The following is a 24,582-nucleotide window of genomic DNA, read 5'->3' as shown; positions in this document are numbered from 1 at the left end:
TTTTGTGAATAAAATTCTAAAAAATTTCTATTGTATAGAAGGTATAGATGGAAGTGGAAAAACAGCTACAATTCAAAAATTACAAAAACTTTGTGACAACAAGTTAAAATATTATTTTACAAAAGAACCCTCAGAAGGAATAATTGGGAAATTTATAAAAAAACAATTAACTAATTTCAAAAATCCTCTACAAAAAGCATCATTAGCACACCTATACGCAGCAGATAGGTACGAGCATCTCTATCATCCAAAAAATGGGATAATAGAGATATTAAATAAATCCGAAATAAAAGTAATAACTGATAGATATTTATTCTCTTCTATAGCATATCAAGGAGAATTAGGAATTAAGCTTAATGAAGATTTCCCGCTTCCTGAAAAACTTTTTTTTATAAAAACAGAGCCTAATATTGCATATAAACGTATTCAAAAAAATAGAAAACAATTTGACCTTTTTGAACTTGAAGCAAAAAAGCTTAAAAAGATCTATTCCAGATACATAGAAGTTCTAAAAAATTTTGAACATTTACTTGATATAGTTTACATTGAAAATTCAAATGAAGAGGATTTGGAAATAAGTACAAAAAAAATCTTTAATTTAATAAAATTTTAATATAATTAAAATAAAAAGGATATAAATTTTAATGAACCACAGAAGTTTTCTTACCTTAAGTTTATTTATACTTTTAATGTTTTTGACAATCAATGCAAATGCATCATCAAAATTTTTCTATGCTGAGCAATGGTATGTCATTTTCAATGCACAAATGAAAAGAAAACCTCAAAATTTTACAAGGAATATATTTTTTTTAAAAAATGCATTAAAGTTCCCATTTGGAAATCCAAAGTATTCTTTAACAAAAGTAGAAACAAAAGAAGAATGGGATAAATATAAACTCCTATTTAAAATGCATGTAAATTTACTCCTTGTTAAACAACATCTATATTTAGGAGATTTATTTGATACAAGATATGTATATTTTTACAAAACTTCAAAAAGAGATGGGATTCTTGAAAACTTAAATAAAGCTACAAATTTTTATAAAATAGCTTCAAGTTATTATACAAAAGCTTTAACACACCATAAAAAATTAAAAAAATATAAATCTACTACAATAAAAAATGATGGAATAACAAATTGGGAAGACGAATATTACAGAATTGAAAATAAAGAACTTGACTACTACAATATAATTGAAAAGGAACTAATACGCATTGAAAAAACAAAGGATTTTTTCATCAAAAATCCAAATTACTATTAATATGTTTCAAAGTCTCCCCCCCCCCTTATATCCGTCTTTAAATTTTTAAACAAATATCTTTTGGATATACTCTTTACTAAGAGAGAATTTATTAACAAGCTCTTTAAAATCAGCTTCATTAAGTATATTATATTCAGATGAAAGCGTAATTAGAGCTCTTTCTGCCAAAAAAGGCAAGTCCAATAACTTTTTTAAAACCTCATCAACTTCATACTTCCCCTTAGACTCAATTAAAAGAGAACTTTCAAAATTTGAGTTGTATTTACCACCATTTAAGCACATTATCTCCATCTCAAATAATTTTTTATCTCCTTTAGAATATAGCAACGCAAAAGGTTTAAGAATGGTGAAAAAATATTCTCTACCTACAAGATAATGATGTCTAGCACACCTTGTAGCATAATTTGGATAAATAGCAGATTCAACAGCTTCATCTCCTCCAACAATCAACAAAGGATCAAAATAAGGTGCAGCTATTTCTTGCCCTCTATAAAAATAATATCTATAAGTTAAAAAAGATTCATCCATACAATTAGAATGCTCACAATAAGCACCAAGACGACAAATTTTGTCTGAATATTCTATTAAAAGTTTAGCAGTATTATTAAAAATTTCTTTTCTGAAATTATAGAGTAAGGTAGGTAATACAAATAAAATATTTGAATTTAACGCAAGCTTATTTAAAATAAAAACCAAGCGTTCATCATAAAAACAAGTTTCATCAATAATAAAAGTTCCATAACAAGGATTTTCTTCTATTATTTTTTCAACATCAAAAGAATTGCCCGCAAATCCAACTCCGATAATTTTATCACTACCTCCTCTTCTATAAGGAATCACATTTTCCGGATAATCTTTAAATCTTTTTTTATCAAGAATATTTCTAATAAAAAATACATTAGCTCTATTCCTATTGCCTTTAGTTATAGAATCTAAAATTTTTAAAGATTTATTCTTAATAATAAGAGAATCTTTATATATCTTGGCCGCATATTCTGTCTTTCCACTACCCATAGGTCCAATTATAAGAATTAAATTTAAGTTATCTTTAAAATTAAAATGATTAATAGATACCATATTATCCAGCTTGGACTCTATATTTCCATTAGCAAAATTTAAATAAAAATTCATATGATATACCAACTACTTTAAAAGATTTTTATACAAATGCAACAGAATCAAATGGAATAATAAGCTGTAAAGGAGCTCCTACATACCCTGAAAATAGCTTTTTAGTATAAAGCAAAAAGACAAATACTCTCTTTTTTTTAAGATATTTAAAATCATAAATAAAAATCTCATCATTCACTTTAAAATTAAGTTCGCTCCCGATTCTATTGGAAAACACTTTAGTAACCCTATATTCTCTCCCAGAAACTAAATTTAAACTTAAACCCAAAAAAGCTCCCATTAAATTTTTTAAAGAATCTACTTTTAAAATACTATCAATGACATTATCTGGTCTATTCTGCGGGTAAAGATAGCTTTCATAGTTTTTATTATCTCTCTTATACAAAATTTTTACCATAGATTTTCTTTGCAAGATATAATATTGAAGTTCTCTTAGGTTTTCAAATTTTAAAGAATCAACACCAATAATAGAATCTCCGCTCCTCATGCCACCAATATCTGCAGGAGAATTAGGCACCACATATGATACTTCCATATTTCCTAAACTTTCAGAGAATATAAATCCCAACCAACGATTTTTTAAATCTCCACCTTCATACATAAAGGGTAAAACTTTTAAAACCCATTTTGAAGGTATAACGAAATTAAGGCCTTGAGAATGTAAAATTCCAGCGAATGTAAGCCCAATAAATTCTCCATCTTCATTTATAACAGGCCCACCAGAATTTCCCTGATTAATAGCAGCATCAATCTGATAAGAATCACCAACAGGCAATAATTCCCTATTCTTTCCAGATATTATTCCTGAAGTAATAGTTTTCTCAAACCCCATAGGAGAGCCCATTGCATAGATTTTATCTCCTATATTAATATTTGAAGAATAATTTAATTCAAACTGATTTTTTACTTTAAAAGGAACCTTAATTAAAGCAAGATCCATCTCCTGAGAATAAGAAATTACTTTTGCAGGAAGTTTTTCTCCCTTACCCTTTGGAAGTCTAACATAAAGATTTGAGATTCCCTTATAATCTTTATCGACTTGAGAACTAATTACATGATAATTAGTTAAAGCATATCCCTTAAGTTTATCAATAACAAAGGCTGTCCCTAAAGAAATATTTGGCGCTCTATTTCCATTTTCCAATTTAGTGCCCATATTGACCCAAACTGTTAAAACAGATGTATCAAGTAATACATTTCTTGATGGAGGTTTTTGATTAATAATAAAATTATTTATAGAGGTAAAATTATTATCAAATAAATAATACTTTGCAAAAAAACTTGCAAGCATTGGATCCTGACTTTTTAAATTTTTAAGATGATTTAAGATTAATTGCTCCTTACATTCCTGAAGCATAATTCCAAATAAATTTAAGGTCTCAAGCTTAGAAAGTGCCTTATCATACTCTTTTTTTTGATAAAGACTTAAATATTGATTTTGAATTTCAGATAAAGCTTTATTCCTCAAATCTATGTAATTTTGATCAATTTTAAATCCATTATTTTTCAAATTATAAAAACTTGAAATAGCAATTTCAAAATTATTATTTTCAATATAACTGCCTATATTCTTAGAAGGAATGTAATAAATTTCCTTTTGATCTATTTCACTTAGCGTTTTGCATGAAAAAATCAATATAAAAATAAAAAAAAATTTTTTATGCATCAATAATACCTAAAAGCTAATTAATATCATGGTATATATCATCACTATCATCTAGGATAACTCTTTTAGCTTTTATATTTCCTCCATCATAAACTTCAACATAGTTAAATCTCCTAGATCTGTTAACTTTCTTATAAATAGAATTCAAGTTCCCAAAACGATAATGCCTAATTTCAACAACTTCACCCATATTCAATATTTGTTTCTCTATTAAATTTTCTTTAAAACTTAATAGAGAAACTTTATTAAGTTTTAAATTCAAAATACTAGGAAGAAAAATGTCTAAAATATCAGACACCAAAAACTCATTAATCCCCACATAATCAAATTTATAGATAAAATTACTAAAAATTTCATACTTAAAGGAATTTAAAGCAAAAGTATATATTTCTTTTTTATCGGAATAATCAAACTCAATCATACTCACATAAGGATAAGTAGAATATATAACTTTATAACAAAGTAAACTATTTTCATAATATACAGGAGCTTTATTTTTAAAATAAACTTTATTAAAAAATTTATCCTCTTTGTTACAATTTGAAGAATAATCTACTATTTTTGAAAAAAAACCTACCAAAACTCCATTATCAAAAACCGCAGCACTATTTTTATCGTTTATAAAAAACATACCGGATAAATTTTGATAATAACTTATAAATTCTTTCCTTATCTCAGGATCCCCCAAAAGATCGTAAAACATTTTATATTCACCTATATTTTTTGGAGGATTTTCTTTAAAAAAGGTACAAGCCTCATCAGGGGTTAGTAATTTATATTTTAATAGGTAAATACTCTGAACCCCATTTAATTTTTTACTCCTATTTTTTAAAAGAGAAAATAAAGCAACAGAATTAGATTCATTTAAATCCACATTTTTACATATGTAATCAATATTATCACTATCAAAAAAAGAATCTTCTTTCAGTTTAAGTTTACTAAAAATACTTGGAAAAAATTTATTTTCCTTTAAAAACCATTTAAAAAATCTAAAATCATCACTATATATTGCAAAAGAATTCGTTAGGATTCTATCAAAATTCTCATCAAATTCTCCCAGTCTACTTGAAGCCTCAAGTCTCATATAAATTAAGTCTCTATCATTCTTTAAATCATTATCTAATCTATCATACAAAAAAATAATTTCTCTATTCTTAGAAATATCCTCGTTTTGCCTTAAAATCAATGAAAAATATTGATAATATAAATCTTTAGTTTTTACAGATTCAAATTTATTAATTTCCATTGCAGATTGCAATAAATAAATTCTATCTAACAATAAAATATCATCACTCAACGAAAGCTCATAAAGAGCATCTGAATTATTTAGATTAAAATCAAGTGAACCATATATCATATCCATTCCTCTCTGAGTATCTGCAAAATTCTTAGCCTCATTAAGAAGAATCTTTGATATATCCCAATCTCCTTTACTTAAAGCAGCATTCAAGTTTATTAAAGAAAATAGAAAAAAAATCTTCAAGAAACTCATATCACCCCTAAAATCTTATTTATACATTCACTATATCAAGTTTAGTCTCTTCTAAGCTTTTTTCATATTCATCTTCAACCAAATCAAATCCCAAAAGCTCTCTTACTTCCCTATCTGTCAAAGTTTCTCTTAAAACCAAAGCTTCTGCAAGCTTAACTAACTGATCTTTATGTTTAATCAGAATATCTGAAGCCTCTTTTAAACACTCCTCTAAAATTCTCTTAACTTCTCTGTCTACCCTATCCGCAGTGTTTTCAGAATATGCTTTTGACTTAGAAAATTCTTTTGGAAGGAAAATAGGCGCGTCATCATCCACTAAAAATATTGGACCCACATCTTCTCCCATCCCCCATTCTGTAACCATTCTTTTTGCCAGACTAGTAGCCTGCATTAAATCATTCTGAACACCAGCCGTAGTAAATCCTAAATTAATCTGCTCACTAGCATAACCACCATAGCATATCTTAATCTTGTCAAGAACTTGATTTTTATTTATTGAAAGTCTGTCTTCTTTAGGAAGAGAAAAAGCTACTCCAAGCGCTCTACCTCTAGGAATGATAGTGACCTTATGAAGAGGATCTGCATGCTCAAGATAATAATGAAGCAGCGCATGCCCTGCTTCATGATAAGCCGTTTCAAGCTTTTGCCTATCAGTAATAGTCATAGATTTTTTAGCAACACCCATTAATATTTTATCCCTGGCTTCTTCCAAATCTTTCATCAAAATTTCAGATTGGTTATTTCTAGCAGCAATTAAAGCTCCTTCATTAATTAAATTTGCAAGATCAGCACCACTAGCGCCAGGAGTAGCTCTTGCTATTACATGTAAATTAATATTCTTTGAAAGCTTTGTTTTTTGAGCATGTATATTTAATATAGCTTCTCTCTCTTTAATATCTGGCAGAGTAACTGTAACCTGCCTATCAAATCTTCCAGGCCTAAGGAGTGCAGAATCAAGAACATCCGGTCTATTTGTTGCAGCCATTACAATTACATTAGTATATGTTCCAAAACCATCCATCTCTACTAATAACTGATTAAGTGTTTGTTCTCTTTCATCATGTCCACCACCAAGACCAGCACCACGGCTTCTCCCTACAGCATCAAGTTCATCAATAAATACAATGCAAGGAGAATTTTTCCTAGCATTATCAAATAAATCTCTAACTCTACTTGCTCCAACTCCTACAAACATTTCAACAAAATCAGATCCTGACATATGGAAAAAATTTACACCAGCTTCTCCAGCAACAGCCTTAGCAAGCAAAGTTTTTCCCGTTCCAGGAGATCCAACTAAAAGAACACCTTTCGGTATTCTTGCACCTATCTTTTCAAACTTTTTAGGATTTTTAAGAAATTCTACTACTTCATTAAGTTCCTGTTTAGCCTCTTCTTGACCCGCTACATCCTTAAATGTAATCCTATTCTTACCTGCTTCATACTTTTGAGCATTGCTTTTCCCAAATGAAAAAACCTTACCACCTCCTCCTTGAGTTTGGCGAAATATAAAGAAGAAAAAAACAAAAAATAATATCCATGGCAAAGTTTGAAGAAGAACACTAATTAAAGATGCCTGGCTCTTACCAGAACTTACCTCAACTCTTCTATTCTTAAGTTCAGCAAGTAAATTGATATCCAGATAAGGAATATTAGTTGAAAAATAAGATTTCCCCAAGTTTGAATTCTTGACAATAAATTGAATTTGACTCTTATCAATTATCACAACTGATTCAATTAAACCACTGTCTAAATAGGTCTGAAATGTACTATAAGGAACATTCTTATAAATCTCGCCTCCTCTCATAAAATAAGACATGAATATTGCTAAAATTAAGAAGATTATAACAAGACCTAAAATCCAATTTTTATTTTTCTTTTTATTATTAGATTTACCATTATTCAAATTATTATTGTTAATATTCATTCTTTTAAAAATCCTCCAATCAAAGATATATTAATTTTCTTAAGAATTCTCTCATCACTCCACACTAAGTTTAAAGTATTTAAATCCATAATCCCAATTAACTTATTTTTTAGAACTAATAACATTAAAAAGAGAGGATTATACCTTACAAATTTAGAAAAGAACCTCTTCGCTTCTAGCTTATTTTTAAAAAATCTATGTTTAAATTCATAAGAACAACATCTCAATTCTAATACAGAATTATCTTCACACTCTAAACATTTTAACAAAATCTTACCTAAAGATAAACTAAAATATTCATTAAGTTTTAAGATAAAATCAAATGGTTCATATAAATCTTCAAATCGTTTCAATATAAGATTGACCTTATCTCTACGTTTTTCCAAAACAAAATAATTATTTTTTAATAAAACTATACTCTTTTTTCGTAAATGACTTACTCTAAAAATCTCCCCAAGAGCTCCATATGATATATTTGATACAATCTCCTCTAAACTCAAAATCTTCAAAATAGTCCTAAAGACTAAATACTTAGGTAACTTAAAAAACAAAATAGCATCAAAAGAATAATAATACTTACCCTTATTAAAGGGCAAAAAATTATTCTTATCAAAATAATCTACAAATTCACTCGAAAATTCAGATATTCTTTTTAAACTCCTCTCATACCCCTTAAAAATTTTATCAATAATAGGTATTAGGTTGTTTCTGATCTTATTCCTCAAATATAAGTCTGTACTATTGGTGCTATCAACAAAATAAATAACATTATTTAAAGAAAGAAATTCATTAATATCTTTTCTAGATACCTCAAGCAAAGGTCTAATAATATTTCCATTAATGGTTGGAATACCAGAAAGCCCATCCAAAAAAGAGCCTTGAAAAAATCTCATAATTAGAGTTTCAAATTGATCTTCCTTATTATGCGCAAGTGCAATATAAATAGCTTTATTTTCTTCAAAAGACTCTAACAAAGCATTGTATCGACATTTTCTAGCTAATTCCTCAACTGACATACGCAACTCTCTAGACACCTTCTTTATATCAATACTACAATGCTTTATTTGAAATGTAATATCATAAAGATTGCAAAAATTTTCTATATGCTCTATTTCATTTCTTTGTTCACACTCTGTTCTTATGTAGTGCGCAAAATAGAATGCAACTATGTTATTATGTAAATATTCTCTTAAATTCAGCAATAAAGCAGTGGAATCCGCACCTCCAGAAAAAGCAACAATTACTTTCCCCTTACTTAAAGCATTCTTTTCATAAAAATCTTCTATTCTTTTTTTTATATTGTTATAATACATCAAAAACTACTAGAATTAATTCTTACAACTTTATCTTTAAAATTAAATTCATCAATGCCTATTACCTCTTTACTTAAAAAATCAAAAACATTTTCAATACATGTTAATTCATTGTTGCTAAATTTTGAAAGGACAAAGTTTCTCAGATTATTCTCTTTATTATTGCCAATACCAATATAAAGCCTGCAATATTTTGTACTTCCAAGACTTTTAGAAATAGACCTAAGGCCATTATGTGTAGACGAACCCCCTTCTCTCCTAAGCCTACATTTACCTAAACGCAAATCAACATTATCAACTATAACCAACAAATTAGATATATCCATATAAAATTTAAAAAAAACAGAAGGAAAAATATCCCCACTTAAATTTATATAAGTTAAAGGCTTAATTAAAACTATCCTTTTGCCTTCAATACTAAAATCAGAATATTCATAATTCTTAGACTTACTCAAAGAAAGACCATTATTTAAAATCAATTTATCCACAAGAGCAAATCCAACATTGTGCCTAGTATTAAAAAAATTAGACCCAGGATTTCCTAGGCCAACTATTAATAAATTCATAATTCTTTACTTCACAAGTAAAATAACTGAATCTTCATCCTCTTCAGAAAGATTAACATTATTAGGAAGTATAATATCCCTAAAAGTTACCTGATCTCCTCTCTTAATGGGAGATAAATTTAATTCAATAAATTCTGGTAATTCTAAAGGTAAAGATTTAACTTTAATCTTGGTATTAATTACACTTAAAGTTCCGCCTTCCTTAACACCAATAGAAGCTCCAACAAATTTAATATCAACATACCTTTCAATGCCTCTATATTGATCAACTTCATAAAAATCAATATGATAAATAAAATTTTTAGTAAGATTTTCGTCAACATTTTTAATAAAAACACATTTATCTACATTTCCATCTCTTAAAATTAATACCGTATTATTAGTAAATTTCCCAAATTTTTTATTAAACTCATTACTCTTAACCTTTATGTGAAGAATATCTCGCCCTTTTCCATACACAACAGCCGGTATCTCAGATTTCAATCTCATCCTACGAGCACAAGAAGAACCAAAATCTAAACGATTGTCATAACTTAAAACCCTACTACTATCCACAATAAAACTCCTAAACAAAATACTGGGACGGAAGGATTCGAACCCTCGAATGACTGGACCAAAACCAGTTGACTTACCACTTGTCGACGTCCCAAATACTTATACTACTTACAAGTCAAAAGAATACAAAATACAATACTCTTTGTCAATAATATTATATTAACTTAACTCAAGCTCAAGATTTGAAGGATTTTCCTTAACATATTCTTTAAAAATAGAAGTTTGTAAAATTTCTCTAAAACTTTGATTAATAGGATGTACAATATCTTTGTATTCTCCTAACTTAGTTCTTCTATTAGGCATGACAATAAAAACACCTTTCTGTCCCCTAATAACTCTAATATTGTGAAGAACCAAACAATCATCAAAAGTAACTGTAACATACGCCAATAACTTAGAACCGGGATTTTTATTATCAACTTTCCTAATTCTTATATCTGTAATATTCACTCAAAGCCTCCCTAAAATACATATTTTAAATCTAGAATATTTTTAATTTTTTGTAAACAATTTTTATTTTTTTTAATTAAGTATCCTTACAAGGATATATCCCAAATCCACTCCATAACTTCTCAAGCTCATAGTATGCTCTAGCCTTATTACTCATTAAATGTATAATTAAATTTTCACATGAAACAATTGTCCAATCATAAACAAAACCCTTACCCTGAACACAATAATTAAAAGCTCTTTCATTAAAAAATTTAACCAATCTTTCAAAATGCAAAGCCTCCATATGCTTAAACGATGAACATGTTACAATAATAAAAAAATCTGACCAGTTACAAACAGAACTAACATCAATACCTAAAACATCAATTCCATCAAAATCAGATATTATGCTACATAATTCTTTAACATTATCTGTGTTTAACATACCTCCCATCAAAATCATCTCCCAAAATGATTATTACATCAGGAATTATATCAGATCCATCAATTCCTAATATATCTGCATGAAATTCAGAAATTGGCTTAATATTTCTTACCCTAATAACTTCCCCTACTTTCATAGCCATTTCTAAATTATCTGAATTATTTATAACTAAAGTATTAGAATAATTATCTCTATCTGCATTTCCAAATTTTACAATCTTAAATCCTAAAGATTTAAAAATATTAGTTGCATTTCTTGCAAGTCCAGTAGTCTTGGTACCATTTAAAATAATAACTTTTATGACCTCTTCATCTCTATTTTCACTTATCAAATCCTTGTTTAATTTCTCTATTGACTCCTTAAGGACTGCACCTCCATAATAAGGAAAAACAACTTTTATTACATTATTATCTCTACCCTTAAATGTTTCTTCTTGACCTTTAATATTAACAAAAACCAGCTTCTCATTTTTTATTTTATAATTAGTAAAAATATATTTAAACACAGTCTCAGAAAGATTGGTATCTAACATAAAATACATTCTAGAAAAATCCTCATGAGCCTCATCCAAGTCTTCAAACTGTGCTAAAATTTTCTTAAAAAATTCTTTAAAAAATTCAAATCTCTCATCAAAATAAATAATATCCTTAAAGTAACTTAAATAATCATAAGCTTTATCACCATCAAATACAGAGTTACCAGAAGGTATTAAAATAGGATTTCTAACGCTATATATCTTAACTGGTCTCTGAACAAGAAGCCTTACGCCACCAAGATAATCAATAAATCTGACAAAATTATCTTTTTTAAAGCGAATATAATAATCGGGCTCATGATTTAACTGACTGCATACTTTAGACAAAAATTCATTAAAACTATTCCTTTCGTATAAATCCTCAAACCAAGATACATTTCCTTTTAAATCCTCATATCCCGTATAAATAGGAATATCTAAAAATCCAATATTTCCCGTCTTTATATTAATAAAAATTTCCTGCATACTTAAAAGATTTCCGATATCATCTTCTATTAAAAAGAAAAAGCTAATATTACTCTTGGTATTTAATTCGAAATAAACTTGTTCCTTTTTTGAACTATCAATAAAAAAAATTATAACACCAAGAATTATCAAAGCTATTAAAACTAAAAAAAATAATTCTTTCTTCAATCACTCACCTTAAACATATAAGTTATTATCTTTAATATATCTTAAAACATCAAAGGGAAGTAAATAATCAACAGGAAAACAATTTTCAATCCTATTTCTAATCTCTGAAGAAGAAATAGGAAAAATTTTATTGTCAATATAAATGTGATTAAAAGGACTCACAAGCCTTTCTTTATACATCCTATGAACCACCACAAGATTAACAGACTTAACTATTTCTTCTGGATTCTTCCATAAAGCAAAATTTTCAAAAAGATCATCACCAATAATTAAATAAATTTCATCATGAATATATTTTTTTTTAATGCAAGTAATAGTGTCAATGGTATAAGTTATACCTCCTTTTACTATATCACACTCATCTATAAGCATTTTTCTTTCATTTTTTATTGCTAACTTAAGCATTTCAATTCTATCTCCAATACTAACATTCCTTGCAATAACTTTATGAACAGGCCTATGAGTAGGAATAAATACTATTTTATCAACATTTAGAAAATATTCTATTTCCTTGGCCAAAAACATATGCCCAATGTGCACAGGATTATAAGTACCACCCAATATTGCTATTTTCATAAACTCCTACTAAATTTCTACTAAATAATGATAGTTATTTCAGTTTCAAAAAACTAATATCTTAATTTTTAAAATAAAAAATTATCTTTTTTATTTCCTAACAAAATAAAAAATTCTCTAATAAGTTCTTTTATTCCTTTATCTTCATAAATAGAAATACCCAAAACTTTCTCACCTTTATCCTCTAAAACCTTTTTAATTTGCTCAAAATTTTTTTCTGCACCTTCTAAATCAAGTTTATTAGCTACAATTATTCGTCGCTTATCTAAAAGCCCAGATCCATATATTCCAAGTTCATTAATAAGAATATTATAGGAACTCAAAAAGTTATCACTAGAAACATCAATCAAAAAAACTAAACCAGAAGCTTTTGAGATATGTCTTAAAAATTCAAAACCAAGTCCTACACCTCTACTTGAACCTCTAATTATTCCAGGAATATCAACAATAACTAAATCATAATAAGAATCTTTAAGCACACCAAGATGTGGTATTTTAGTAGTAAAAGAATAATCCGCAGATTTTGACCTTGAAGAAGTTATTCTAGAAATTAGCGAAGATTTACCTGAATTAGGAAGTCCAACGAGTCCAATATCAGCTATTAAAGATAATTCCAAACGAAGATTTAATGTAATTCCCTTTTCTCCAGGTTGAGCATATCTTGGAGCCCGTCTTGTAGAATTTTTAAAACTTGAATTTCCAAGTCCACCTCTGCCGCCCCTCAGAACAATAAATTCATCATTAATATCTAAAAGCTTAAATAGAATAGAACCAGTATCAGAATCATAAATAGAAGTATTTGAAGGAACAAAGAGAACTAAATCTTCCCCATTAGCTCCCTTTTTCTGAAATCCCATCCCAGGTTTACCGCTCTTAGCAAAAAGTCTTTGTCCATTCTTATAAAAAGATAAAGTTTTAAGAGTATCTTTAACCCTAAAAACCACATTCCCCCCCCTTCCACCATCTCCACCATCGGGACCTCCCTTTGCCTTAAACCTTTCGCGCAAAAAAGAGACACAACCAGCACCACCATCCCCTGAAGACACGGTTATGTATATGACATCCTTGAATGTATGCAAAATAACCTCAATTCACACTAAGATATTAAACAATATTTACATACTTTCGGCCTCTAGAAGTTCTAAACCCTACTATACCATCTTTCAATGCAAAGATTGTATAATCTCTGCCTAGGCCAGCATTCTTTCCCTTATGAAACTTAGTACCTCTTTGCCTAACAATTATCTCTCCTGCCCTAACAAATTGTCCTCCACTTCTTTTAACACCAAGCCTCTTAGATATAGAATCTCTTCCATTCTTAGAACTACCGCCACTTTTACTTGTTGCCATTCATTTCCTCCAAAATTAATTTAATATCATAAGGATACTCAAGGCATAAATCTTTTACTCCTCTTATTAAAAAATTACTATAGTAAAAAAGACTTTTCTTGCTTAAATCCTTATAAGAAGCCTTAAATTCTAAATAACCCAAAGAAGTATTATCAACATCAAACCTCTCTTCTTCATAATCAAGAACACTTAAAAAAGTTCTTAAAATTAAAGAAAAAGAAGAACATACTATATTAACACAATGATTTCCCTTAGCATGCCCATTAGCTAAAATATAAACAATGATATAATCATAAGTCTTTATTGAAATATTAATCACTAATAAACAATATCATTAACCAATACATAAGAATAAGTTTGCCTATGTCCTACTTTTCGTTCACTTGATTTTCTTCTTCTATATCTATAAGATACAACTTTTTTATCTTTTTTATCTTCCAGATAAGTACATCTAACACAAGAACCCAAAACATAAGGCCTACCTATTTTCACATACCCTTCTTTATTTATAAGCATTACACTATCAAATTCTAATTTTTCTCCCTCGCCAGAATCAATCTTATCTATTTTCAAAGTCTCTCCCATAACAGCTTTGTACTGCTTACCATTTATCTCTAATAATGCATACACCACAATTACCTCTCAATATCCAGGGAAGTATTATAAAGCTAATAGAAATTAAAGTCAACAAACAATTAATAATATAGACAAACTTCTGTTATTAAAAACTAAGAATACCTCACAAGAGAATTAAAATTATACTTACTTAAAACATCTCTACCTTTAATCTCCAAAAGTTCAATAAAACAAAATATATCAGATACAACCCCACCTGCTTTTTCAAGTAAAAGGGCAGCTGCTTTTAAAGTACCTCCAGTAGCCAAAATATCATCTACTAACAAAATATTTGAATGATTCTTAACATCATCTTTATGTATTTCAATACTACTAAATCCATATTCAAGTTCATACTCTTCTCTTAAAACTTGCCTTGGAAGCTTTCCCTCTTTTCTAATTAATAAAATAGGTATTTTCATCTTCAAAGCCAAAGGAGAACCAATAAGATATCCTCTTGACTCAACAGCCGCAATACAATCAATTTTTTTAAATGAATAAAAAGCATATGCATCCTCTATTAAAGAATTATATGCTTCTGCATTTAATAATACATTAGTAATATCATAAAAAAGTATATCTTTTCTTGGAAAGTTAGGTACCTTTAAAATAAATTTATCATAATATTCAGTCTTATCTTTCACTTAAATTTCCATAAAAATTAACAAAATAAAATTTATTCTTTCTAATACAGGAAAAATTGGAAATAAATTACCTACATTTAATCTTGGCATTTCACCTTTCCTAGCACATATCCAAATTTTAGTCCCGATAAAACCTATAATTTACTCTTAGCGATAAGATATCAAGCCTATCAAGTCTCAGAGTCTACCCATCCTCATGTCAAAAACATAAACCTTACTATTATACAAGATTAAGGATTTTGCACTCACCCCATTTACCATAACAAGTAAGACATTTAAATCCCCATAAAAATCAAGACTTTCAATCCTCCAATTGCTAAAATCCTATAACTTTAAAATTCGAAAAATTATTAATATCATAAACTCTTCTTTCTCTTATTAAATTTAACATTCTACCCTAGCCTTGTCATTATATTTGTATTTATATACGTCTACTCTACTATAGAGTCTTTAAGATTTGTAATAACATCAACCAATCCAATATCTTAAAACCTTGCTAGATCTTTTGAATTCTCAATACCAATAGACTTGTATATAAAAGATGGAAAAAGATAAAAACATAAACACTGAGCCCTTTTTAAAAATAAACCAAACCATCTTCAAATCTAATAAAACTCATAAAAATTATACATTTATTTTATAATTTTTCAAAAATAACGATATAAAGCAATAATAAGATTTATCTATTGGTTATTAAATTATATGTAAAAATGTAATCAATTAAAAACATAAAATTAAAATTAAATTGATATATAAATATTTTAGTGATAGTATTAAAACAATAAGAATAAAAATATAAGGATTTAGTTTGGTAAGAGGAATTTATACTGCCGCTAGTGGAATGATGGCTCAAAGGCATAGGTTAGATGTTATTGCTAACAATTTAGCAAATATTGATCTTACAGGATATAAAAAAGATCTATCTATCCAAAAAGCTTTTCCGGAAATGTTAATTAGAAGATTAAATGATGATGGTCTTTACAAATTTCCTTCAGGTTATCTTGAGACAGCTCCAGTTATTGGAAAGCTTGGCACAGGAATTGAAGAGAACGAAATATATACTTCCTTTGAACAAGGACCATTAAAAATAACAGGCAATCCTCTTGATGTGGCATTAACAGGCGAAGGTTTTTTTGTAGTGCAAACTCCAGAAGGAGAAAGATATACAAGAAACGGTTCATTTACAATTGGAAAAGAAGGCATACTTGTTACAAAAGATGGATACCCTGTTATCGGAGAAAAAGGATATATTCATCTAAAAGAAAATAACTTTAAAATAACAAATCAAGGACAAATATTTCATAATGCAACATTTGAAAATAATTCTAGAAGGCTTGTAAGTGAACATGAAAACTCTTGGGAAAATTATGAACTTCTTGACAATCTAAGGATTGTAAATTTTGAAAAAACAAGATTTTTAAAAAAGCAAGGCAACTCACTCTGGAATAGTACAGAAATATCAGGACAAGCTAAAGATATTGCATTAGGATCAAGGCCTAAACTTGAAGTTAATGCTCTAGAAGGATCTAATGTAAGCGCTATTAACGAAATGGTGTCTATGATTGAAGTTAACAGAGCTTATGAAGCAAATCAAAAAACAATACAAACCGAGGATTTACTCCTTGGCAAATTAATTAATGAAATTGGTAAATTTTAAGGAAGTTATTTTATGATGAGAGCACTATGGACAGCAGCCAGTGGGATGAAAGCACAGCAATATAATATAGACACGATTGCCAATAACCTTTCAAATATAAACACTACAGGATTTAAAAAAATAAGAACTGAGTTTGAAGACTTAATATACCAAACACAAAAAAGAGCTGGTACTCCTGCTACTGAAAACACGGTAAGGCCTCTTGGAAATCAAGTTGGACATGGGACAAAAGTATCAGCAACACACAGAATTTTTGAGCAAGGAAAACTCAAGACTACGAACTTAAATACTGATGTTGCTATTGAAGGAGATGGATTTTATAAGATACTACTACCCGATGGAACTTACGGATATACAAGAGATGGCTCGTTTAAGATAGATGCAAACGGAAACCTTGTAACAAGCCAAGGGTATAAGTTATTGCCTGAAATATCTTTTCCTGAAGAATACATAAAAGATTCTCTTAAAATATCCCAAGAAGGAATATTATCAGTTAAAATTGATAATGGGTCTGATCCAATTGAAATTGGGCAAATAGAAATTTCAAGGTTCGTAAACCCAGCAGGCCTTATTGCAACTGGCAACAATATATTTAAAGAAACAATTGGCTCTGGGGAAGAAATATCAGGAGCTCCCGGTAGTGATGGAATGGGTAGACTAAGGCAAGGAATTCTTGAAATGTCAAATGTATCCATTGCAGAAGAGATGGTAACAATGATTGTTGCACAAAGAGCTTATGAGATAAATTCAAAAGCAATTCAAACTTCAGATAACATGTTAGGTATTGCTAATAACTTAAAAAGATAGTGATAAGATATATAAAAAGCTTATGTTCGCCTTTATTTTCACAATAAGCTTAATGCAAACAGTTCCTTATGATACATGTTTTAAAATACGACCCAACAAGGTATATTTCTTCTCAAAAGAATATTCAAAAATATGTAATGATATAAACTTATCGCAAATTTATATAGGCCCATCTTTTAAGCAGAAACAAATAATATTCGAAATGATTAACTATATAACAAAAAATCTAACAAATAAAAACATTTACATACTTCAATTCAGTTTTGATAAATCAGAACTCAATATAGAAAATAAATTCTCTAATAATATAAAATTTAAAATAATAAAAAGCAAAACCTATAAAAACATACCAATTCAAAAAACTTTAGTGTATTATGCAAAAAAATTCGAAGATTACAAAAAATATAATAAAATAAATTTATACATTGACATAGTAGAGCCAATTGTATTTGCAAGAACAAATTTAAAAACTGGACAACTCTTAAATGAACATAACGTTTACTTTAAATACAAAATAAACACAGCTCAGCCTAATGAATTCTTAAATTTAAACGAACTAAATAAATCCAAATATATAGTTTCATATGAAATAAACAAAAATGATGAAATAAAACTAGATAAAATACAAAAACTCAAATAAACTAAAAATGTAATTCAATTAGCTAATTTAAAGAAAACTTAAATAAAAAGTGAAAAAATAGATTAATTTGCAATAGCATTAAAATAAATATAGATTATATTTCCTATATGAAAGGAGAAAATAAAGAATGATAAAATTAACAGTATTAATTGTATTGAGCATGAGGCAATGTTATCAGTTCATTTTCACAAAAAAAAACAACCTGTTAAAGATTTACTAAATATGAATAATATTTTAAGGCAACCAAATAAAACAATAAAACTGAAAAAAATTACAGAAATACAATCTAAAAATCTATCTTTATTAACAGAAATAGACATAATATCAGGACTTAATGAAAAAGAAGATTCTTTTTTAAAAAAAAGTGAAGAAATTTTAAACAAGAATTTACTTCAAATTGGAACAAATGAATATAAAATAGAAATTATAAAGTAAAAGTGAAATACAAGGATAAACATAAATGAATTTATATCAAAAAATTCAAACCATGCTCACTAACGAAAAATTGATAACAATGATTAAAGAATCTAAAAAAATCAACAAGTTAATTGAAAAACTAATCTTGGAGAATAAAAATGATAGATAAGAGTAATCTACTATATATGAAAACAAAAAATCAAATAAATCAAATAAGAAATTTAAAAAATAAATCAGAACAAGCGAACAAAAACAAGAATGATCTTTACAATGTCTCTTTAGAATTTGAAACAATTTTTATAAATCAAATATTTAAGAGCATGAGAAGTTCTTTAAAAAAAGAAAATAACATAATAAACGGAGGACAAGCAGAAGAAATTTTTGAAGATATGCTTTATTTAGAAAAGGCAAGACAAATATCAAAATCCAAAAACTTTGGTCTTGCTACTTTAATTTATAATCAAATAAGCAAAAAATAAGCATAATAGTACATTATAATAATAGATAAAATAATTAATGCTTCTATTTATTATTTGCTGCTATTGGCATATTTTTTGCTTTACATTTTAATGGTGGGGAGGTGATTGTATTATACAAATTTAAAAGATAGGGAGAACCATTGTGAATATATTCAGTAATGAAGATTTAAATATTTATTTAAAATCAGTAAGAGAACACAGATTAATAACTCATGAAGAAGAAATTGAACTTGCCGCTCAAATTAGGCGTGGAGATATGAAAGCTAAAAATAAAATGATTAATGCTAACCTACGTCTTGTTTTAAAGATAATTAAAAGATACGCTGGAAAAGGCTTAAAGATTGAAGACTTAATACAAGAAGGAAATTTAGGATTAATTAGAGCTGCTGAGAAATACGATCCAAGTAAAAATACCAAATTTTCAACCTATGCTTCATTTTGGATTAAGCAATCTCTTCAAAGAGCCCTAAATACTAAAACGAGGCTTGTAAAAGTTCCTTATAGAAAAGAGAACTTAATATTACAAATAAACAAGTATCTCATGGAAGAAGAAAAATACCCTAAAAAAGAAGATATAATGGAAAAATTTAACTTAACTCCTGCTCAATATATAAAAATCATTCCATATCTTGAAAAAGAATATTCTCTTGATAAAGAGATCGAAGGCTCGGAAAATTCTACACTTTTAAATCTTTATGAAGACAACTCTTTTAATCCCGAAAGTACTCTTGAACAAAACTCAACGCTAAAACATCTAAATCATATATTGGAAACTAAACTAAATTATAAAGAGAGATATATTATAAGAAAAAGATATAACTTAGATAATAATGACAAAAAAAGCACTCTAAAAGATATTTCTAATGAACTCGGGATATCTTCTGAAACTGTAAGACAAATTGAAAAAAGAGTACTCAAAAAACTTAGAGAAGAACTTTATCAATAAATATTGACATTAATTTTGGGTTTTGTTCTACTTAATTATCAGGAATGAATATCAAAAATGTTTTTCTTTTAATAAAGAAAAATAAAACAAAAATTAAAATATTATCCATTATAGCTACTATTATTAGTGCATCAATCTTACTCTTCTCTAGTCTGATATTTATTAAAAAAAATTCAAATGCTCTTAACTTCAATTTAAAGGAAAAATTGAAAAAAATTAAAAAAGAAGATTTAATGAAAAAGAGAAAAAAAAACAAAAATAAATCTTTAAAACCCGAGTTTTATCTCATAATTGATGATGTTGGATACGATGAATCTATGTTAGAAAAATTCATAAAAATTAATCTAAAAATTAACTTCGCAATTATTCCTTTCCTACCTAAATCAATGCATGCTTATAATAAACTAACAAGTAAAAATAAAATTACAATGATTCACTTTCCAATGCAATCAAAGTACAAAAATTCAATAGAAAAATTTCACATTAACCTCAATGATAATGAGCATACAATACGAACAAAAATTGAAAAAACATTTAAAGAATATCCTAATGCAAGAATAATGAATAATCACATGGGAAGCCTCATTACATCAAACGCAAATATAATGAAAATAATTTTAACTAAGCTTAAAGAAGAAAATAGATATTTCTTTGACAGCTTTACCACTAAAGAAAGTATATCAACAAAAGTTGGAGAAAAAATTGGGATAAAGGTAGAGAAAAGAGATATCTTTCTTGATAATAAAGACACTGAAAAAGATGTCATTGCATCACTTGAAAAAGCAAAACAAATAGCAAGAATAAAAGGAATTGTAAAAGTAATAGGACATATTTGGTCAAAAAATACCTTTAAAATACTCAAAAAAGAATCAGAAAGCTTAGATAAAGAATTTGAATTTAAAAACTTAATAAACCTTTATGAAAAAGAGGAAAACAATGAAAGTGCTTGGCATAGAAAGCTCCTGTGATGATTGCTGTGCAGCTATCGTAGAAGATGGTATTAAAGTTTTAAGCAATATTAAACTTAGCCAAGACGAACACAAAAAATACTATGGTATAGTTCCAGAGATTGCATCAAGATTGCATACAGAATTTATTATGTATGTTTGCAAAAAGGCTCTAGCAGATGTACATATGAATGTATCAGATATTGACTTAATAGCAGTGACCTCTAAGCCAGGCCTTATTGGTTCTTTAATTGTTGGGGTAAATTTTGCCAAAGGTTTATCAATAGCCATTAACAAACCCTTAATCTGCATTGATCACATTTTAGGACATCTATACTCTCCACTAATGACTAAAAAATTAGAATACCCATTTCTATCTCTTATCTTAAGTGGAGGACACACAATACTTGCAATACAAAATAATTTTGATGATATCCAAATACTTGGGCGAACCCTTGATGATGCTTGTGGAGAAGCTTTTGACAAGATATCCAAGCACTACGGCATGGGATTTCCAGGAGGACCCAATATAGAAAAATTATCTAAAAGTGGTAATGAATATGCATTTAATTTCCCAGTCACAATTTTTGAAAAAAAAGAAAATTGGTATGACTTTTCATATTCTGGCCTTAAAACAGCATGCATACATCAAATTGAAAAATTTAAAAACAAACATGAAAAAATAACAAAAAATAATATCGCTGCAAGTTTTCAAAGAGTAGCTTTTGAAATCTTGTTAAATCCAATCAAAAGAGCAATAAAAGATACTAATATAAAAAAATTAATAATATCCGGGGGTGTCGCCAGCAACCTTTACTTAAGAGAAAAAATCAAAAATCTTGGAATAGAGGCCTACTACCCACCAACAGAGCTTTGCACAGATAATGGAGCAATGATTGCAGGAATTGGATATCATATGTATTTAAAATATGGAGCAAGTCCAATTGAAACCGACGCAAGTTCAAGAATAGAAACATATAAATATAGGAAGAAAATAAACTTATGAAAAGAGTATTAGCAATGCATGATATTTCAACCATAGGACGCACATCACTTACAATGTGTATTCCAGTTATCTCATCATTTAATATGCAAGTCTGCCCATTTGTAACTGCTGTTCTCTCGGCAACAACAGCTTATAAAGAATTTGAAATAATAGATTTAACAAATGAATTAGAAAAATTTATTTTATCCTGGAAAAACCAAAATGAAAACTTTAACATATTTTATAGCGGATTTCTTGGAAATAATAATCAACAAAAAATAATAAAGAACATGTTAAAAACATTAAAGTTTGAAAAAATCATAATTGACCCTGTTTTTGCAGACAACGGATTACTTTACCCTATTTTCGACCAAAAAATTGTAAGTGGTTTTCGCAGCTTAATAAAACACGCAAACATTATAACACCTAATATTACAGAGCTTAAAATGCTTACTAAAACTGAAAAGATACACAATAAAGACGAAATAATTAATGCTATATTAAGCCTTGAAATAAAGGGAATAACTGTAGTTACCAGTGTAGAAAAGGATAATCTTACTGGAACAGTTGCCTATAATCCAAAAACAAAAGAATATTCAGAAATTTTCTTAGAAAAATTGGAAAAAAATTTTAGCGGTGCAGGAGATCTATTTGCTAGCTTATTAATAGGATACTTGGAAAAATTGGATATAGAACAGGCCTTAAAAAAAGCAACTAGAGTAATTCACTCAATAATAAAATATTCTATTGCAAATAATAATTCCCAAAAAGAAGGTATTCAAATTGAACAATTTCTAAAAAATAATTTCAATGCCACTCAAATCGATTTTTAAGCTCAATTTAGCAGTATTTTAGAATTTAGAATGAGAAATCTCAATCAAATAAAAGCAGTATTTAATATTTGCATTAAAATGTACTATTAATTTAAAATAAGAATATAATTCAACTTATGTTGCTAAAATTTAATCAATGAATAAAAGAGGAGCATGAAAAATAAAAGTATAATATTTTTTACAGGAGGAGGTACTGGAGGGCATGTTTTCCCAGGGATAGCAATAATTGAAACTTTAAGAAAATTAGACAAGAATATTGAATTTTTCTGGTTAGGGCAAAAAGAATCAATAGAAGCTAAAATCATAAAAGAATATTCTCACATTAAATTTATTGAAATTCCATCCGGAAAACTTAGAAGATATTTCTCACTACAAAATTTTACCGATTTTCTAAAAATTATAGCTGGAATAACTAAAAGCTTTTTTATAATAAAAAAGTATAAACCTAAAATTATATATGCAACTGGAGGCTTTGTATCAAGTCCTCCTATTATTGCAGCAAGTTTTTTTAAAGTAAAAAAAATAACTCATGAAATGGACCTTGATCCTGGCCTTGCAACTAAAATTAATTCAAAGTTTGCAAACAAAATACATATCAGCTTCAAAGAAAGTACAAAATATTTTAAAAATAAAAATGTCATATACACAGGTTCGCCAATTAGGGCGGAATTTACAAATCCAAATCCAAATATTATAAAAACCCTGTCTCACAGCACAGAAAAGCCTATTATTAGCTTACTAGGAGGTTCTCTTGGAGCAGAAGTTTTAAATAAACTAGCAGCCAATATCAAAAATAAAATTGACGCCTATTTCATACACCAATGTGGCAAAAGTCTAGATGAAATTAGAGAAAATAATTATCTAAGACGTCCGTTTTTTAATGCAGAAGAAATGTCAAGCATAATCAAATTTTCAAATATAATAATTAGCAGAGCTGGGGCTGGAGCCATTAAAGAATTTGCTAACGCGGGAGCTTGTGTAATACTTATTCCATTCAAAAAAGGATCAAGAGGTGACCAAGTTAGAAATGCAAGCTTACTAGAAGAACAAAATGCATGCTTAAAAATAGAAGAAGAAAATTTAAATGAAAATATTATTATAAATACTATACAAGAAATATTGGAAAATAAAGAAAAAGCCAACATATTAAGATTTAATATCAATAAATTTCATCAACAAGGTTCATCAAACCTAATAGCTAATATATTATTAAAAGAATTTGAGGAAATAGAATGCTAGAACAAAATCCCGTTAAAATAACTGGTATAGCCGACATATTAATAACAATAATTTTTGTCTCGCTAGGGTTTAGAGGATTTTTAAGAGGTTTTATTAAAGAAATTGGTGGATTTATTGAAGTTTTTGCTTTAATACTTTTACTTTACAATAAGACTCATAATTTTCAAGCATTTATATCTCCTATTCTTGAACTATCCTATATTCAAGCATTATTAGTATTTTTTCTATTAATACATATAGGATTTCTAATATTACAATCACTCATTGAATCAATAATAAGTCAACTTAAACTACTATTTTTTAATAGAATACTTGGTCTAATACTTGGGCTATTTGAAGCTTTTGGAATAATTGCAATTGTAATTTATTTAATTCACTCACAACAAATCTTTAAACCCTCTTACTTTTTAGAAGGAAGTATATTAATTGAATATCTTAATCCTGGGATAAAATATTTTTTCAAATTATCAAAAATACAATAAAGAAAAATAAA

General features: G+C 27.9%; 29 protein-coding genes and 1 tRNA gene. 13 read left to right on the top strand and 17 right to left on the bottom strand.

What is annotated here, in order from left to right; all coding sequences use genetic code 11:
• The first annotated feature begins 4 nt into the window (after positions 1–4).
• Complete coding sequence (gene tmk, locus F0310_RS03950; RefSeq protein ID WP_182117627.1) at positions 5–613, top strand: dTMP kinase; 609 nt, start codon at positions 5–7, stop codon at positions 611–613.
• A 76-nt stretch (positions 614–689) separates the two neighbouring features.
• Positions 690–1,262 (top strand): hypothetical protein, encoded by a 573-nt coding sequence (locus tag F0310_RS03945; protein WP_232535960.1) that lies wholly within the window; start codon positions 690–692, stop codon positions 1,260–1,262.
• Positions 1,263–1,307: 45 nt separating this feature from the next.
• On the opposite strand, the gene F0310_RS03940 is transcribed toward F0310_RS03945, so the two are convergent.
• The 17 genes from F0310_RS03940 to F0310_RS03860 all read right to left on the bottom strand — a co-directional run bounded on the left by F0310_RS03940 (position 1,308) and on the right by F0310_RS03860 (position 15,139).
• Positions 1,308–2,393, bottom strand: coding sequence for a thymidine kinase (locus tag F0310_RS03940; protein WP_182117625.1), 1,086 nt, complete (start codon positions 2,391–2,393; stop codon positions 1,308–1,310).
• Positions 2,394–2,421: 28 nt separating this feature from the next.
• A complete protein-coding gene (locus tag F0310_RS03935) occupies positions 2,422–4,059 on the bottom strand; it encodes a S1C family serine protease (RefSeq protein WP_232535950.1) in 1,638 nt (545 codons plus the stop codon).
• Positions 4,060–4,075: 16 nt separating this feature from the next.
• Complete coding sequence (locus F0310_RS03930; RefSeq protein ID WP_182117623.1) at positions 4,076–5,551, bottom strand: hypothetical protein; 1,476 nt, start codon at positions 5,549–5,551, stop codon at positions 4,076–4,078.
• 19 nt (positions 5,552–5,570) lie between these two features.
• Positions 5,571–7,475, bottom strand: a complete 1,905-nt coding sequence (ftsH, locus tag F0310_RS03925) for an ATP-dependent zinc metalloprotease FtsH (RefSeq protein WP_182117622.1) — start codon at positions 7,473–7,475, stop codon at positions 5,571–5,573.
• On the bottom strand, positions 7,472–8,788 hold the full coding sequence (gene tilS / locus F0310_RS03920) for a tRNA lysidine(34) synthetase TilS (protein ID WP_182117621.1): 1,317 nt from the start codon (positions 8,786–8,788) through the stop codon (positions 7,472–7,474). Before tilS ends, ftsH begins: the two co-directional genes overlap by 4 nt.
• A complete protein-coding gene (gene pth / locus F0310_RS03915; RefSeq protein ID WP_182117620.1) occupies positions 8,788–9,354 on the bottom strand; it encodes an aminoacyl-tRNA hydrolase in 567 nt (188 codons plus the stop codon). The genes tilS and pth overlap by 1 nt, the downstream gene beginning before the upstream one ends.
• Positions 9,355–9,360: 6 nt before the next feature.
• On the bottom strand, positions 9,361–9,909 hold the full coding sequence (locus tag F0310_RS03910; RefSeq protein ID WP_182117619.1) for a 50S ribosomal protein L25/general stress protein Ctc: 549 nt from the start codon (positions 9,907–9,909) through the stop codon (positions 9,361–9,363).
• Positions 9,910–9,931: 22 nt separating this feature from the next.
• Positions 9,932–10,003, bottom strand: a tRNA-Gln gene (locus F0310_RS03905).
• 65 nt (positions 10,004–10,068) lie between these two features.
• Positions 10,069–10,359, bottom strand: a complete 291-nt coding sequence (gene spoVG, locus F0310_RS03900) for a septation regulator SpoVG (protein ID WP_182117618.1) — start codon at positions 10,357–10,359, stop codon at positions 10,069–10,071.
• Positions 10,360–10,435: 76 nt separating this feature from the next.
• Positions 10,436–10,795, bottom strand: coding sequence for a ribosome silencing factor (gene rsfS / locus F0310_RS03895; RefSeq protein WP_182117720.1), 360 nt, complete (start codon positions 10,793–10,795; stop codon positions 10,436–10,438).
• The gene (locus tag F0310_RS03890) at positions 10,770–11,954 is read right to left on the bottom strand and encodes an LCP family protein (RefSeq protein WP_182117617.1); all 1,185 of its coding nucleotides are present in this window, start codon (positions 11,952–11,954) and stop codon (positions 10,770–10,772) included. Before F0310_RS03890 ends, rsfS begins: the two co-directional genes overlap by 26 nt.
• 9 nt (positions 11,955–11,963) lie before the next feature.
• Positions 11,964–12,530 carry a nicotinate (nicotinamide) nucleotide adenylyltransferase gene (nadD, locus tag F0310_RS03885; protein ID WP_182117616.1) on the bottom strand — a complete coding sequence of 189 codons (567 nt, stop codon included), beginning with the start codon at positions 12,528–12,530 and terminating at the stop codon, positions 11,964–11,966.
• A gap of 68 nt (positions 12,531–12,598) precedes the next feature.
• A complete protein-coding gene (gene obgE / locus F0310_RS03880; protein WP_182117615.1) occupies positions 12,599–13,609 on the bottom strand; it encodes a GTPase ObgE in 1,011 nt (336 codons plus the stop codon).
• Positions 13,610–13,634: 25 nt separating this feature from the next.
• Positions 13,635–13,880 carry a 50S ribosomal protein L27 gene (gene rpmA, locus F0310_RS03875; protein ID WP_182117614.1) on the bottom strand — a complete coding sequence of 82 codons (246 nt, stop codon included), beginning with the start codon at positions 13,878–13,880 and terminating at the stop codon, positions 13,635–13,637.
• Positions 13,867–14,199, bottom strand: a complete 333-nt coding sequence (locus tag F0310_RS03870; RefSeq protein WP_182117613.1) for a ribosomal-processing cysteine protease Prp — start codon at positions 14,197–14,199, stop codon at positions 13,867–13,869. The genes rpmA and F0310_RS03870 overlap by 14 nt, the downstream gene beginning before the upstream one ends.
• On the bottom strand, positions 14,199–14,510 hold the full coding sequence (gene rplU, locus F0310_RS03865; RefSeq protein ID WP_182117719.1) for a 50S ribosomal protein L21: 312 nt from the start codon (positions 14,508–14,510) through the stop codon (positions 14,199–14,201). The genes F0310_RS03870 and rplU overlap by 1 nt, the downstream gene beginning before the upstream one ends.
• A gap of 98 nt (positions 14,511–14,608) precedes the next feature.
• Complete coding sequence (locus F0310_RS03860; protein WP_182117612.1) at positions 14,609–15,139, bottom strand: adenine phosphoribosyltransferase; 531 nt, start codon at positions 15,137–15,139, stop codon at positions 14,609–14,611.
• A gap of 808 nt (positions 15,140–15,947) precedes the next feature.
• Here F0310_RS03860 and flgF point away from each other — a divergent pair.
• The 11 genes from flgF (at position 15,948) to F0310_RS03805 (ending at position 24,571) form a co-directional block, all read left to right on the top strand.
• Positions 15,948–16,796: a flagellar basal-body rod protein FlgF gene (gene flgF / locus F0310_RS03855; RefSeq protein ID WP_182117611.1), complete on the top strand. Its 849-nt coding sequence runs from the start codon at positions 15,948–15,950 to the stop codon at positions 16,794–16,796.
• 12 nt (positions 16,797–16,808) lie between these two features.
• On the top strand, positions 16,809–17,603 hold the full coding sequence (gene flgG, locus F0310_RS03850) for a flagellar basal-body rod protein FlgG (protein WP_182117610.1): 795 nt from the start codon (positions 16,809–16,811) through the stop codon (positions 17,601–17,603).
• A 52-nt stretch (positions 17,604–17,655) separates the two neighbouring features.
• Positions 17,656–18,243, top strand: coding sequence for a hypothetical protein (locus F0310_RS03845; protein ID WP_232535949.1), 588 nt, complete (start codon positions 17,656–17,658; stop codon positions 18,241–18,243).
• A 168-nt stretch (positions 18,244–18,411) separates the two neighbouring features.
• Positions 18,412–18,678 (top strand): flagellar basal body P-ring protein FlgI, encoded by a 267-nt coding sequence (locus F0310_RS03840; RefSeq protein WP_182117609.1) that lies wholly within the window; start codon positions 18,412–18,414, stop codon positions 18,676–18,678.
• A 140-nt stretch (positions 18,679–18,818) separates the two neighbouring features.
• Positions 18,819–19,139: a rod-binding protein gene (locus F0310_RS03835; RefSeq protein ID WP_182117608.1), complete on the top strand. Its 321-nt coding sequence runs from the start codon at positions 18,819–18,821 to the stop codon at positions 19,137–19,139.
• Between the two features lie 142 nt (positions 19,140–19,281).
• The gene (locus F0310_RS03830; protein ID WP_182117607.1) at positions 19,282–20,085 is read left to right on the top strand and encodes a sigma-70 family RNA polymerase sigma factor; all 804 of its coding nucleotides are present in this window, start codon (positions 19,282–19,284) and stop codon (positions 20,083–20,085) included.
• 44 nt (positions 20,086–20,129) lie between these two features.
• Entirely contained in the window at positions 20,130–21,053 is a 924-nt protein-coding gene (locus F0310_RS03825) for a divergent polysaccharide deacetylase family protein (RefSeq protein WP_182117606.1), read from the top strand.
• Positions 21,022–22,038, top strand: a complete 1,017-nt coding sequence (gene tsaD, locus F0310_RS03820; protein WP_182117605.1) for a tRNA (adenosine(37)-N6)-threonylcarbamoyltransferase complex transferase subunit TsaD — start codon at positions 21,022–21,024, stop codon at positions 22,036–22,038. The genes F0310_RS03825 and tsaD overlap by 32 nt, the downstream gene beginning before the upstream one ends.
• Entirely contained in the window at positions 22,035–22,850 is an 816-nt protein-coding gene (locus F0310_RS03815; protein WP_182117604.1) for a PfkB family carbohydrate kinase, read from the top strand. The genes tsaD and F0310_RS03815 overlap by 4 nt, the downstream gene beginning before the upstream one ends.
• A gap of 153 nt (positions 22,851–23,003) precedes the next feature.
• On the top strand, positions 23,004–24,089 hold the full coding sequence (murG, locus tag F0310_RS03810) for an undecaprenyldiphospho-muramoylpentapeptide beta-N-acetylglucosaminyltransferase (RefSeq protein WP_182117603.1): 1,086 nt from the start codon (positions 23,004–23,006) through the stop codon (positions 24,087–24,089).
• The gene (locus F0310_RS03805) at positions 24,083–24,571 is read left to right on the top strand and encodes a CvpA family protein (RefSeq protein WP_182117602.1); all 489 of its coding nucleotides are present in this window, start codon (positions 24,083–24,085) and stop codon (positions 24,569–24,571) included. Before murG ends, F0310_RS03805 begins: the two co-directional genes overlap by 7 nt.
• Positions 24,572–24,582: the final 11 nt, after the last annotated feature.

The sequence above is a fragment of the Borrelia sp. A-FGy1 genome (assembly GCF_014084025.1).
In the GTDB taxonomy this organism is placed as follows: Bacteria; Spirochaetota; Spirochaetia; order Borreliales; family Borreliaceae; genus Borrelia.
The sequence above is the reverse complement of the archived record's forward strand: the minus strand, read 5'-3'. Positions and strand labels throughout refer to the sequence as shown.

Coding starts and splice junctions, on each gene's coding strand:
- F0310_RS03840 (WP_182117609.1), top strand. CDS start 18,412: ATGTTATCAGTTCATTTTCACAAAAAAAAACAACCTGTTAAAGATTTA.
- murG (WP_182117603.1), top strand. CDS start 23,004: ATGAAAAATAAAAGTATAATATTTTTTACAGGAGGAGGTACTGGAGGG.
- tilS (WP_182117621.1), bottom strand. CDS start 8,788: ATGTATTATAACAATATAAAAAAAAGAATAGAAGATTTTTATGAAAAG.
- pth (WP_182117620.1), bottom strand. CDS start 9,354: ATGAATTTATTAATAGTTGGCCTAGGAAATCCTGGGTCTAATTTTTTT.
- rpmA (WP_182117614.1), bottom strand. CDS start 13,880: ATGGCAACAAGTAAAAGTGGCGGTAGTTCTAAGAATGGAAGAGATTCT.
- F0310_RS03815 (WP_182117604.1), top strand. CDS start 22,035: ATGAAAAGAGTATTAGCAATGCATGATATTTCAACCATAGGACGCACA.
- F0310_RS03805 (WP_182117602.1), top strand. CDS start 24,083: ATGCTAGAACAAAATCCCGTTAAAATAACTGGTATAGCCGACATATTA.
- F0310_RS03935 (WP_232535950.1), bottom strand. CDS start 4,059: ATGCATAAAAAATTTTTTTTTATTTTTATATTGATTTTTTCATGCAAA.
- ftsH (WP_182117622.1), bottom strand. CDS start 7,475: ATGAATATTAACAATAATAATTTGAATAATGGTAAATCTAATAATAAA.
- tsaD (WP_182117605.1), top strand. CDS start 21,022: ATGAAAGTGCTTGGCATAGAAAGCTCCTGTGATGATTGCTGTGCAGCT.
- F0310_RS03835 (WP_182117608.1), top strand. CDS start 18,819: ATGATAGATAAGAGTAATCTACTATATATGAAAACAAAAAATCAAATA.
- rsfS (WP_182117720.1), bottom strand. CDS start 10,795: ATGGGAGGTATGTTAAACACAGATAATGTTAAAGAATTATGTAGCATA.
- flgG (WP_182117610.1), top strand. CDS start 16,809: ATGATGAGAGCACTATGGACAGCAGCCAGTGGGATGAAAGCACAGCAA.
- F0310_RS03845 (WP_232535949.1), top strand. CDS start 17,656: ATGCAAACAGTTCCTTATGATACATGTTTTAAAATACGACCCAACAAG.
- F0310_RS03945 (WP_232535960.1), top strand. CDS start 690: ATGTTTTTGACAATCAATGCAAATGCATCATCAAAATTTTTCTATGCT.
- F0310_RS03940 (WP_182117625.1), bottom strand. CDS start 2,393: ATGAATTTTTATTTAAATTTTGCTAATGGAAATATAGAGTCCAAGCTG.
- F0310_RS03825 (WP_182117606.1), top strand. CDS start 20,130: ATGAATATCAAAAATGTTTTTCTTTTAATAAAGAAAAATAAAACAAAA.
- F0310_RS03930 (WP_182117623.1), bottom strand. CDS start 5,551: ATGAGTTTCTTGAAGATTTTTTTTCTATTTTCTTTAATAAACTTGAAT.
- nadD (WP_182117616.1), bottom strand. CDS start 12,530: ATGAAAATAGCAATATTGGGTGGTACTTATAATCCTGTGCACATTGGG.